11 protein-coding genes are annotated in these 12,607 nt (G+C 37.8%); 7 read left to right on the top strand and 4 right to left on the bottom strand.

All coding sequences use genetic code 11. The features are described 5' to 3' along the window. Positions 1 to 7: 7 nt before the first annotated feature. Positions 8 to 919 (bottom strand): patatin-like phospholipase family protein, encoded by a 912-nt coding sequence (locus FDK13_RS14040; protein ID WP_137340637.1) that lies wholly within the window; start codon positions 917 to 919, stop codon positions 8 to 10. A gap of 316 nt (positions 920 to 1,235) precedes the next feature. On the opposite strand from FDK13_RS14040, the gene FDK13_RS14035 reads away from it, so the two are divergent. From FDK13_RS14035 to FDK13_RS14015, 5 genes are all read left to right on the top strand, one after another. Continuing rightward, complete coding sequence (locus FDK13_RS14035; RefSeq protein WP_137340636.1) at positions 1,236 to 2,210, top strand: polyprenyl synthetase family protein; 975 nt, start codon at positions 1,236 to 1,238, stop codon at positions 2,208 to 2,210. Positions 2,211 to 2,373: 163 nt separating this feature from the next. Next, positions 2,374 to 3,738 (top strand): leucine-rich repeat domain-containing protein, encoded by a 1,365-nt coding sequence (locus FDK13_RS14030; RefSeq protein ID WP_137340635.1) that lies wholly within the window; start codon positions 2,374 to 2,376, stop codon positions 3,736 to 3,738. A gap of 45 nt (positions 3,739 to 3,783) precedes the next feature. Further along, positions 3,784 to 5,214, top strand: a complete 1,431-nt coding sequence (locus tag FDK13_RS14025; protein WP_170982800.1) for a leucine-rich repeat domain-containing protein — start codon at positions 3,784 to 3,786, stop codon at positions 5,212 to 5,214. 87 nt (positions 5,215 to 5,301) lie between these two features. Beyond that, positions 5,302 to 5,994, top strand: a complete 693-nt coding sequence (locus FDK13_RS14020; RefSeq protein ID WP_137340633.1) for an RpnC/YadD family protein — start codon at positions 5,302 to 5,304, stop codon at positions 5,992 to 5,994. A 26-nt stretch (positions 5,995 to 6,020) separates the two neighbouring features. Beyond that, positions 6,021 to 6,242 carry a hypothetical protein gene (locus FDK13_RS14015; RefSeq protein WP_137340632.1) on the top strand — a complete coding sequence of 74 codons (222 nt, stop codon included), beginning with the start codon at positions 6,021 to 6,023 and terminating at the stop codon, positions 6,240 to 6,242. Positions 6,243 to 6,321: 79 nt separating this feature from the next. On the opposite strand, the gene FDK13_RS14010 is transcribed toward FDK13_RS14015, so the two are convergent. Next, positions 6,322 to 8,496: a DUF5916 domain-containing protein gene (locus FDK13_RS14010; RefSeq protein ID WP_137340631.1), complete on the bottom strand. Its 2,175-nt coding sequence runs from the start codon at positions 8,494 to 8,496 to the stop codon at positions 6,322 to 6,324. 56 nt (positions 8,497 to 8,552) lie between these two features. Further along, positions 8,553 to 8,858 carry a DUF3817 domain-containing protein gene (locus tag FDK13_RS14005; RefSeq protein WP_137340630.1) on the bottom strand — a complete coding sequence of 102 codons (306 nt, stop codon included), beginning with the start codon at positions 8,856 to 8,858 and terminating at the stop codon, positions 8,553 to 8,555. A 285-nt stretch (positions 8,859 to 9,143) separates the two neighbouring features. Between FDK13_RS14005 and FDK13_RS14000 the strand changes: the two genes are divergently transcribed. Together FDK13_RS14000 and FDK13_RS13995 are read left to right on the top strand one after the other, a co-directional pair. Next, a complete protein-coding gene (locus FDK13_RS14000) occupies positions 9,144 to 11,738 on the top strand; it encodes a TonB-dependent receptor (protein WP_137340629.1) in 2,595 nt (864 codons plus the stop codon). Continuing rightward, positions 11,739 to 12,164, top strand: coding sequence for a hypothetical protein (locus FDK13_RS13995; protein WP_137340628.1), 426 nt, complete (start codon positions 11,739 to 11,741; stop codon positions 12,162 to 12,164). It begins immediately after the preceding gene. Between the two features lie 82 nt (positions 12,165 to 12,246). On the opposite strand, the gene FDK13_RS13990 is transcribed toward FDK13_RS13995, so the two are convergent. Then, a complete protein-coding gene (locus tag FDK13_RS13990) occupies positions 12,247 to 12,576 on the bottom strand; it encodes a hypothetical protein (RefSeq protein ID WP_137340627.1) in 330 nt (109 codons plus the stop codon). Positions 12,577 to 12,607: the final 31 nt, after the last annotated feature.

Genomic DNA, 12,607 nt, shown 5'->3' with positions numbered 1-12,607 from the left:
TTTTCTTTTATTGTTTTACTTCTGAAACTTTGTTAAGAGTTTCAATACCAATTCGATAACCTTCAATAATCAGTCTCGAAATATCTTCGGATGTAAAATGCTGCATGTCCAGTACCAGCGGAGATACCGGGCGGATCACCGTCATTTTCATGGGTACGCCGCGCAAAATGGACCGGTCAACATACGATTCTGCCCATATAATGTTACTGTTGGCATATTCGTTCACAGTGATATCCCGGACTCTTTCCACAAGCATAATCAGGTTCCTCGGATTCATACCTTCCGGCTGATACAAATGCGGGGAATGACAGGCAATCACTACGATTTCCGTTGCTCCGTCGGCTATGGCCTGCCGGATTGGCGCCACTTCTCTTAAACCGCCGTCCAGATACATTTGTTTCCCGATAGCAATCGCAGGCATAAGCATAGGAATAGACGAACTGGCGCGTACATAATCAAGGAAATGTGGTTCTTGTGGTGTCACATACTTGATCTCGCCGCTCTGTACATTCACAGCACCGACTTTTATCATTGTCGGACTGTTTTTTAAAAACTTGTCCTTCACATTTTTCCTGATCAGCAAATGCAGGGGCGCAGGGTCAACCAAGCCATCAAACCGGCTCATGAGCGTGTTCATACCTAACATAACGCGTGAACGAAGGGTTGAAATATCCTGAGGCTGCGTAATATTCTTTACCCAGAATTCAAGCAGTTTTCTGCCTGCCAGCGGCCAGTTCAATTTGCCGTTTTCTTCTTCATGCTGACGTCCCGTTTCATTGGCAAGAAAAGTTGTATTGAGTGCCCCAACAGAAATTCCATAAACCATATCGGGTTCAAAACCATTTTCAAGTACAGATTGAATGGCGCCAACCTGAAAAGCTCCTTTCATTGATCCACCTCCAAGCACGAGTGCCTTCATATTTATTTGCTTTCGGCTGTCAGCTATCGGCTTTCAGCTATTTTATAGAAATGTTTAGTTTTTCGCTTTTATTTCGGACTTACACTGGCCGTGTTCACATAACGGTTTTTCTGCGTAGTTCTACTGTATTCGTTGATTTTCTATATTCATATTTCCAATTTTAAACATTTTCATTCTAAAATAGGTATAAAGAGAAGATTTTATTCCAAATTTGAGGATTAAAGTACAGCAGCAGATAAAGCGCTGATTTTTGAACTAAACTGCGCTGTATAGCCTTTCAACATTTGGAGGTAAGTTAAGACTTCCTATAATTAATATGACCCTTTCAATAAAGGATATTCAAGCTCCTATTGCGGATGAAATGAAGGCTTTTGAGCATAAATTTCGCCAGTTTATGAAAAGTGATGTAATGCTGCTCGACCAGATTATGAATTACATCGTGCGCCGTAAAGGGAAACAGCTCAGGCCTATGTTTGTATTTCTGTCCGCCGGCGTTTGCGGCCCGATTTCAGAATCAACATACCGGGGCGCCTCATTCATCGAACTTTTACATACCGCCACGCTCGTTCATGACGATGTTGTGGACGATTCAAATTACCGTCGCGGTTTTTTCTCCGTCAATGCTTTATGGAAAAATAAAATTGCCGTTTTGGTTGGGGACTATTTGCTTTCCCGCGGTTTATTACTTTCGGTTGAGCATAATGAATTCGAATTGTTGAAAATTGTCTCAACCGCCATGCGTGAAATCAGTGAAGGAGAATTGCTTCAGATCGAAAAAGCGCGACGACTTGATATTAACGAAACGGTGTATTATGAAATTATACGGCAGAAAACGGCTTCTCTGATTGCTTCATGTTGCGCGGTAGGGGCCTGTTCTGTTGGAGCTGGCGCCGAGGTGATCGAACGGATGCATGCTTTTGGTGAAAAAGTAGGAATTGCTTTTCAGATCAAAGATGACCTTTTTGATTATGGTGAAGACGAAATTGGTAAACCGCTCGGAATTGATATCAAGGAAAAGAAAATGACGCTTCCATTAATCTACGCACTCAACAAGGCACCCTGGCTGGAAAAACGTAAAATGATTAATATCATTCGGAACGAAAGTCACAAACCAAATAAAGTACTGGAGGTCATTTCTTTTGTAAAAGAGTCTGGCGGATTAAAATATGCGGAAGAAGTTATGCAGCGATACGTAGCAGAGGCTCAGACTTTACTAAACGAATTCCCGGATTCTGCGCATCGCACGGCTTTGGAAAACCTGGTACAATATACTATCGAACGAAGTAAGTAATCTGTTTTCCACTGAATTATCCGTCTAATAAATAAGTAAAAACCCTGTAAAACATTAAGCTTGTTTACAGGGTTTTTTTATGCCAAAATCTTTTCGACTAATTTATTAGTTATATTAAACTGTTTTTAGTTATAATTGTATATTCAATTTAATTATAGCTGCTATGAAAATCTTAATATCTCTTGTCCTGACGATTTGTACTCAATTTGTCACAGCACAAACACATATCTGGACAACTGAAGATGCTCAAAATGCCAAATTTCATGTGGATCTGTTACCGATTACTTATGAAGAACGAAGTTCTGATGATGCGGTAGATTTCGTTCAAAAATCATTAGATACTGTTATATCAAAGGATGTGAATCCGGGAATATCGGTGATTACACAAATTTTAGTGAATCAGAATGGGGGTGTGGATTATATAATTTTTGATGCGGAAGCCAAGGGTTATCATATTGATTCACTAAATCAGGTTTTGAAAAAGTCTTTTTTGCAAAATGTATCTGAATGGAAGTCAGCAGAAAAACTGCAAAAGCCGTTCCGTTCAATTATGTTGATGAAGTTTGGTAAACAAATTGTCAAGCGGCAAGTAAGGCAAACAGATAGCTCTGTTGTGAATATTGAAAATGCAATAGCTTTTAAGGATACATTAAAAATCAAAAGAATATTTTTTAACCAGCTGGAATTGAAATCTGTACCGGATGTCATTTACCGTTTTCCAAATACAGAAGAATTATATCTGAATGGAAACGAATTGAAAAAGATAAAGATCGATTTTAAAAGATTGCCAAAACTAAAACGACTACATCTGGACAGGAATTATCTGACAAATGATAATCTTGTTTTGACAAAGAATAAGTCGCTGGAACTGCTGAATCTCAAAGAAAATAAATTTACAAATATTCCTGCTGCTGCAAGAGCCTGCAAAAATTTATCCTCTCTTGGACTAGGAGGAAATAAACTTACCAACTTGTCAAACCGCAGTTTCCGAAAACTGAAAAGAGTTCAGGATTTGAATTTTTATAAGTCTGAATTGGCAATTTTGCCAAAAGGAATAAAGAAAATGAAAAGCCTCGAAGTGCTGGATTTATATTACAATCAACTTGAAATATTACCGGCGACTATAACCAGACTAAAAAATCTGACACAATTGGCGGTTAGTAACAATCAGCTAAAAGAATTGCCAAAGGATATGGACAAGCTGGCAAATGTTCATACGCTCTATGCGCATCATAACAAATTAAGCAAGCTGCCCGAAAGTTTTGCAAAAATGAAAAAACTGAATATTCTGGATTTGGGTTATAACTGGTTTTATAATTTCCCGGTTGAAATCACGGCTTTGGATAGTTTGCATGAGCTTGATATATCAGGAAATAATCTTCCGGAATTCCCGTCTGCACTAGTACAATTTAAGAAACTTGATAAAGTGTATCTCCGAGGAAATCCTTTTGCCGGCGGCGATGTGGAGAAAAAATATGCAGGTCCATTGAGGACTTTAAAGGGGAATAATGTGGAAGTTTTTTATTAGGTAAGTGAATATAATTCGTCAGTTCAGCTTTGAAAATATATGATTATGAAGATACTTGCGATTCTATTACTAGCATGTTGTATCGATGATTCTTTTTCACAGCCTATTGTTCTTCCACTGGAAAAATCACTGGATCTTACGGTTTCAAAAACGGGTGATGAAAGACAATATGTTCCTATTCCTGAAAATGTAAAAATTTTGGAAGATGTTCGTTTGATATCCCGAAAGGAGATAAAGTTATCTGGCCAGCAAACAGATTATATCAGGAAAATGCTGATCCAATCGGTTAGGAATGTGTTGGATTTAAAATTCGCTCCTGACCTTATGATCAATTCCAAGGTTTGTTTTAATAAAGAAGGAGAAATTTCTCATGTTTTTTTTGATATTAAACCTTTCTTTTTCAAAAATATAGATCAGGTTTTGCAGGATAAATTACCCGCAGAGTTAATCCGGAATAACTTTAAGCTTGAAAATGTTAATGATTGTATTATTTCGGTATCCTTCTATATCAGAATTAAATCCGAAAATTTCGGACGAATTATTTCAAAAAGAGACAGCTCTATAACTTCGGTTGAAGAATTACTAAATGTTTCGGATTCCTTAAATGTTAAACGTATTAACCTGAGCGGACTTGATTTAAAAGTTATTCCTGATCAGATATATCGTTTTCGAAATCTTGAAGAGCTGGATTTGCAGGGGAATGAAATATCTGTCGTTCATTTGCAAATGAACCGGTTACCAAAACTTTTCAAAATAGATCTTTCTTCAAATCAGCTTGATCAGAAGAATATTAGTATAGATAAAAATAAATCGCTGAGAATTTTAAATCTGCAAAAAAATGCAATTAGTGACATCCCATTGTCTGTTCACCTTTGCAAAAAGCTCGAAAGTTTGTGGTTGGGAGGAAATATCTTGGCTCTTAAAACAAAAAGTTTTCGCAGGCTGAGGCATCTGGAAGATTTGAATTTGTACAATAATGGGTTAACAGAACTTCCCCTAGGTCTGAAAAAACTTCGTCGTCTGAAAATTATAGATCTTTATTACAATGAATTTAAGGAAATGCCTGTGGTTTTAACAAAGCTGAAAAGACTTCAAACATTGGCAATTGCGCACAATCGTTTGAAGTTTATTGATCCCCAAATTACGAAACTGCACAGATTACGAACATTTTATGCACATCATAACGAATTGGTTTCTTTACCATCAGTAATGGAAAAAATGAAAAATTTGAAAAAACTGGATCTTGGCTATAATAAATTGGAGAAACCACCAGCTTTCATTTACAGGTTACCGGATTTAGAGGAGTTGGATATTTCCTTTAACCAGCTTACAGTCTTTCCCAAAGAAATTGCAGGTAATAAAAACTTGAAAAGTGTCTTTTTTAATGGAAACGCATTTATAAAACAAAGTCCGGAAAGTTCTTACATTTTATGGATAAACAAAATGAAAACAAATAATACATTGGTATACTATTGACAGCTAGTAATTTAATTATTAAGATAAGCTATTGTAACATTTGCTGCAATTCTACGTCTCAAAACGTGAAATTCAGATTTATAAATTTTGAGACGAAAAAATGACATTCTCTTAAAAAGCGCCTTTGAGGAGGCATTTTCCGATTTACTTCGGTTCTTTTTTACGGAGGCGGATTCTCTTTTTGATATCGAAAAGGGATTTGAATTTATGGACAAAGAGCTTCTCGAACTTTTTCCTGATCTGGAAAAGCATGGAGGAAGTCGTTTTGTTGATATGCTTGTCAAAATATATGGAACGGATGGTTCAGAAGAATGGATGCTGATTCATATTGAAATACAGGCGCAAAATGACCAGGAATTTTCAAAACGCATGTTTCAATATTTCTACCGCATTTATGACCGCTATGATGTGCCGATTACTGCACTGGCTGTATTTACAGGTGCAGGGAAAAATTTGCCGGTTAATGCGTTTAATTATAAATTTCTGGGGACTGAAATTCAGTATAAGTATAACAATTATCACATCATGGATCATTCGGAAGAGCAATTACTTGCTATGGATAATCCGTTTGCATTAATTGTGTTAGCCGCGCAAAAAGCACTGCTTGCAGACAAAATCCCTGAATGGGAATTAGCAGAACACAGGCTTAATATAGCACGTGCTTTGATCCAAAGCAAAAAGTACAGTAATGAAAAGATCAGACGTTTTCTCTATTTTTTGAAGACATTTATCCATATTGAAAATCCTGAATTTAACATTAACTTTGATAAAGAGAAATAAGTCAGTTAACCGGAAATGTAAGCACCATGGGAATTATAGAAACTATAAAAATGCTGACGAGGGAGGAGGGGATTGAAATAGGCTTTGAACAAGGAATTGAGAAAGGTCTTGAAAAAGGTGAAGAGAAAAAAAGCTTTGAGGTGGTTACCAGAATGTTAGAATCCGGTAAATTTTCAATTTTAGAAATTGCAAACTTTGCTGATGTTTCCGAAGATTTTGTAAGGAAAGTACAGGAAGATCAAAAATAATAAATAGATAATTCTAAGCAGCAAAAAGTCTGAAAAATAGTTTCTAGCTACTTTTCAGACTTTTTTGTTGCTAATGTCTTTACAAATTCCACCAATAGGTAAACTTCAAAACAATTGCCCGGTTTTTTACCATGAAATTTTCCGGTAAATAATTGTCCGTATAAACGATATATAAATCAGAAGCAGGTTTATATCGCCATTGCAAACGTGCATTCAGGTTGATGTTATCCGCCTGATTGTTGTATTGCATGAAGGTTGTAAAGAATAAATTGTTACGGAAAGTAACATCCACCCGCGGACCAACCAGCCAAAGCTGTGTACGGTTCCACGGTGCCGGCAAATGGATGTCATTATAGTTTCCTGTCATAGTAATCGCAACATAGGGTTGAATTCTGTATCCAAGTTCCGTACGCAAATTTGTACGATGACCGTTATCATAATATCCACCGAAAATCCCTGCAAAAGTATAAGTGAAATGACTCTGCGGACCTGACACAATTTCAAAACCTGCCGATGTCCATTTATGTTCGGTGCCTGTTGCAAGCTGCTCTTTCCCTAAATTAGTCGGATCGTATGGCCTTAGTAATCGCGTGTAATTGTTTGTTACATAAGCTGACATGGTAGCTCTTGTGATAAAATTGACATTATAAGAAAACGTCAGTTCTTTATCGCTGAGCGACATTTGTTTGTCCCAGTAAATATTGGTTACAACCTTTGGCCCGTGGCTGATAATTTTTGGGTTTTTGATGAAAAACAAATATCCCATCGTCGGGCTGATTTTGTAATAACCATTACGGATCGCATTCGGAACATAACCAACTTCTGCGTTGTAATTTTTTCCGACATATTCATGCTGCCATTGCCAGAAAAAATTGGCTTTGCTGAATTTTAAATCAGCTGCATGAACAAAATCATCACCTGATTTTCCGGGCGTGAAGGATTTTAAAAACATCACTTTTCCAGTCCATAAATTGTTTACACTGGCGAGGTTATACTCAGCACCAATATTTCTGTTATACCGGTTTGTGGAAGCATTTCTTTCGTGAGAATAATTGACAGCATCCCGGTTAATATAAATAAAACGAACATTGGATCTGGCAAAAACCTGTCTTTGCAACGCGACTACAGCGTAATTATTTCTTGGAATTGTATCTTGGGCACCGGTTTGAACATCCAGAACGCCAACACGCCATTTCTTATTTATTTTCCCGCTCATCCGTGCTCCAAACTGGATTGGAACACCTAAACCTATCCTCCGGGAGAAAAAAGGCCGAATGGTAGCGTACCCGAAGTTTGCGAATAAATCAGCGTTTTCCAGGAAAAACTGCCTTCGTTCAGGAAAAAATAATTCAAAACGGTTTAAATTGGTTTGCTGCACGTCCACATCGACCTGCGAAAAATCCGGATTGACCGTTAAATCCAGATTCAGCGAAGGGGTAAGGCCAATTTTAACATCACCGCCAATACTGGTTTTGTATTTATTTGGCTTATCGTTTTGGAAATCCCGTGTTAAACGCGTAGCAGAAAAAGGAATAATTGAAATGTTAGCTCCCGGATTTGGCGGCGGCTGATCCCATATAAGTACACCGGTGTAAGCCAGTGAAGCCGATGGAAATTGTTTTGGCACAGGTGCCCAGGCCGATTTTTCCGAAATTGTCAGATCCTGGCGGCTGAAATTAATTCCCCAACGGGAAATTCCGGATTTGTACCGGATACTTTTAAACGGAATGGCCGCTTCCCAAACCCATTTGTCGTCGTCATTTTTTACATGACTAACCCAACGATTGTCCCAGCTCAAATCAACCGTTCCACCGTCTCCCATTTGTCCGTCCCAGGGAGCGCCAGCGGCATTGGCCCCAAAAGAAAAACCATTGGTACGGTCATCGAAAGTATCCATGAAAAGCAGGAAATTGTCATTTTTTCCAAAAGAGAAATCCCGTTTCAGCGATTCGACAATGATGGAGCCCTTAACAGTTTTATGATTGATTACCAGAATGTACATATGATCATTGTCATATGTCATTTTCACTTCGGTTCTTGCCCTGGAAAAACTGGTATCCATGGGCGTAATCATAAAAAAGTCGGTTGCAGTTTCAGCTGATTCCCAGCCCTGATCATCTGCAACACCATCTACCTTAATAGGAGCAGATGCCGGATGGATGTGATATTGATACTTTTCATTGGGTTTTTGGGCCAGACAATTACCGGCGAGGGCAAAGCATAGCCATAGCTTAATTAAGGTTTTAGGATGCACTTTTTTAGTTATGGGTAGGAATATGGAATAATAAAAGAATTTACATGGAACAATAATTAATTCGGGTGTCTGAAAATTTTTCTATCGGCGTAGAACGTTCCAAACGGAATAACGGAAGCTACAAAGGCCAGAAGAAATTTTTTCCATCCCCAGTTATATTCAAAAACAATCTGGATAAGCAAAATCACATAAAGAATGAAAAGCACTCCATGCGCCATTCCGACCATTCGTACGGGCTGCGGATAGCCGGCAAGATATTTTAAAGGCATGGCAACGCCCATCAAAATTAGGAGAGAAGTACCTTCAAGGAACGCTACAAAACGTAACCTGCCCAAAGCAGTTTTAAGTAAGTTGGCTAACATGTAAATAAACAGGGAGTGAGTAATGATAATTTTTAACTGTAAAGATAGTATTTAGAGGTTTCTTCGCCGTCTTTCAAAGTGTAAAAGGTTTATGCTAATTTTAAGAAAATCACGTTTTGTTTAGAAAACACTCTCCAATCAGTATTAATTTGAAATTTTATTCTTAAAATTTTGAATCAAAGGTTAAACTTGTAAAAATTTTCACGTTCAAATCCGGATTCATTTTTTTTCGAGAGCTATTAAAAGAAGCTGTCATTTCATCAACCTGATTAATTATTATTGATTGTGAGTAAATTTTACTTTGCTTTTTTATTATTTCTTGTTGCCGCTCAGGCATTTGCTCAAAAATACAAAGTAGCTGGGTTGGTTACGGACGAGGTTGGAAAAGGAATTCCTGGGGTAACGATCCAGGAGATGGGAACGAATGCCAAAGGAATTACGAATGATCGCGGCGTTTATTTAATGTATGTCCATTATGGAAATGCGACGCTTGTCGTAGATTTTGATGGTTTTGACAAAATTGAAAGAGAAATTAAAGGAATTGGAACACAGAATTTTATTCTTAAAAGTGTTGGTAAAACCAAGCCGGCCTTAATTGTAGGATCCCGAAATCTTAGAACAACGAGAAACGATCTAACCTCTCCGGTTGAGATTATTGACGTTAAAAAAATAGCTTCACTGAACGGACAATTTGATCTCACGCAACTTTTGCAATTTGTATCAACTTCCTTAAATTCAAACAGACAAATTGGCGCGGACGGGACTGATAATATAGATCAGATATCCATCCACGGCATGGGGACTGATGAGATGCTTTTGCTGGTGAATGGAAAAAGAAGACATCAGTCTGCATTAATTAATTTGTCGGGCTCGTATGGACGAGGTAATTCCAGTGCTGATTTAAATACAATTCCTGTCGCTTCGATTGATCATATTGAAATTTTAAAAGATGGAGCTGCGGCGCAGTATGGTTCTGATGCGGTTGCAGGTGTCATCAATATTGTTTTAAAAGAAACGATAAATGGATTTTCTGCTAACGCGAATACGGGAATCAGAAAGGCGAAATATAACCGGGATTCCAGTGCTTTGGACGGATTGAATTACAACAACAGTTTAAACTACGGCGCAGTGATTGGCCGGAAAGGATTTATAAATGCAACGGCTGATTATAATTTTATAAATCATACAAACCGTTCAAATACGCAGCCTGATTCTGTTTTAAGAAAACAGTTTGGTGATCCAAGGGTTTATAATGGTACCATCGCATTTAACGCTGCTTTACCAATTAATGAAAACACGGAAATTTACAGTTTCGGAGGTTATAATTACAGACAAACGGAGAGTTTTGCCTTCTCCCGGACGTTATTAAAAAAGGACAGTTTATACAAAATTTATCCAAATGGATTTGATCCTGTGGTATCCAGAAATGTTGAGGATCGTTCTGCTACTATTGGTGTTCGTACGAAGTGGAATGGATTTAATGTCGATATCAGTAATACTTATGGCTTTAATAAGTTTCATTACAAAGTGAAGAATTCACTGAATGAATCTTTTGGTAAAGGTACACCAACGTCGATGGATGCGGGAGGTTTTAAAACCAATCAGAATGTGACCAATTTGAATTTATCCCAATTTTATGACGATATTTTGCAAGGCGTGAATCTGGCATTCGGTGCTGAATACAGAATGGATTGGTACAGCATTTTTTCAGGTGACGTTTTTTCATACCGTACTTATGACCCGTTAAAACGAAGCGGTGCTCAGGGCTTTCGTGGATACAGTCCGGCAGAAGAAATCAGGGAAAAACGCAATAATGCGGCAGGATATGTGGACGTGGAAGCAAAGATGACGAACCGTTTTTCTATAAGTGCTGCCGGCCGTTTTGATTATTACAATGACTTGGGAAGTGCGGTAAGCGGAAAAGGAGGCTTACGGTTTAGCATTACGAAGGAACTTGTTCTGCGCGGCAGTTATGGGATTGGATTCCGCGCACCTTCACTCGCTCAGCAATATTTTAGTAACGCAACAATTAATCCTGCAAACGCACAACTTGTCATTCCCTCTCAAAAGGTTATTGCGAGATCTGGTAGTGAAGCCGCAAAAGCACTTGGAATACCTGACCTGAAAATGGAGAATACCCAAAATGCCAGCGCTGGAATTACTTTTTCGCCTGACAAAAACTTTGCGGTGGCCATGGACGGATATTATATTAAGGTACAGAACCGGATCATCCTGGCCGGGCCGATTAGTCAGAATGACAGACTGGTAGGAGCGGGGCTGAAACAATTAAATATAGACGAAGCAAGATTTTTCACCAATTCTTTGAACACTTCGACTGCGGGTGTGGATTTGACCGTAAAATATGGAGCAGAACTTGGAGCTGGAAAATTAAATATTTCCGTTGGTGCTAATTACAATACCATGGCCATTGATACCATCAAAACCAGTGAGAAACTGGAAGGGAAACAGACATCTTATCTTAACAGAAGAGAACGTTATTTTATATTATCTGCGGCACCGCCGGCAAAGGTTAATCTTACCCTTGATTATACGATTGATAACCTGACTTTTATGGCAAGAGCGATTTATTTTGGGAAAATGGAGCTCATTAACAACTATTTCGGAAAAACAGATAAAGCCGGAAAGGTTTACACCGAGAAAGATTATGTAGATGTTTATAAATCCGTTATACAAACAGATGTGTCTGTTGGCTATAAATTTGATGAATATCTTTCTTTTACAATCGGTGGCAGTAATATTCTGAACGTTTATCCTACTATGTCAAAGCCTTATAAAACGGAATCGGGTGGTGCCTGGGATTCGGTTCAAATGGGAAATAATGGCGCTTTTTTCTTTGCCAAAGTATTTTATAATTTTTAAATGAAAAAGGTAAGTGTTATCATTTTGGGTTTACTGGTAAGCAGCTTAACCTACGGTCAGCCTTGTAAATTGCTGACAGATACTTTTCGGGAAGCAGATAAACTAAGGAATGGAAAAGGTGAGTCCCAGCGCTTTCGTTTTAGTGAAAATCAGTTAGATCAGGTCAAACTGATGCCCGGCTTGGAAAAACCGGTTATAGGTTTAAAAAGCCTGCAAAAAACGCTGGATCAGGATTACCAATCTTATTTACAAGGTTTGTTTTGGCAGCTGGATGAAAAACTGGCAGCACATCAGGTTGAAGAAGTAAAAAAAGAATGTCCTGAAACGAGTTTTAAAGTTTACGAAGATGAAGTTCTTTTCTATAAATCGAAGTATAGAGTTTATGATGAAAAGATTGATAAAGGCTTGAAAAGGAATGGAAATTAGCTTCCAACCTGCCGATGTGGGACTATACGTAGTATAATTTGATTCTGAATTGAACCTTACAAAAATGTTTTATGGAAGATCTCTAATTTTTCCTTGCTTGTTCTTTAAACTTCTCGACAAATTCCTTTGCATCTCTAATATTGTCAGGATAAGCAACATAATTTTTATAAGAAGTAACTCCATTTTTTGTTTCTACTTTTTCATAAATGTGTTGAAAGTAAAAACCCTTTTCAATTAAAAATCTAATGGTTTCCCACTGTTTTTCTTCCGATTTTTTTGGTGGTCGAAATCTGTGTGGCAAAAGTGTCATTTTCTTTCCGCATTCCGGACAAGGATAATTCAGTTCAGAACCTTTATCAAAAGGTCTGTTTAAACTCACCCTACATTCCAAACAAACTTTCTTATGTCCCACTTTCTTAAATATTGTGTCGTTTTTTTAAGCT

The sequence above is a fragment of the Dyadobacter frigoris genome, from assembly GCF_005280585.1.
Lineage (GTDB): Bacteria > Bacteroidota > Bacteroidia > Cytophagales > Spirosomataceae > Dyadobacter > Dyadobacter frigoris.
The sequence above is the reverse complement of the archived record's forward strand: the minus strand, read 5'-3'. Positions and strand labels throughout refer to the sequence as shown.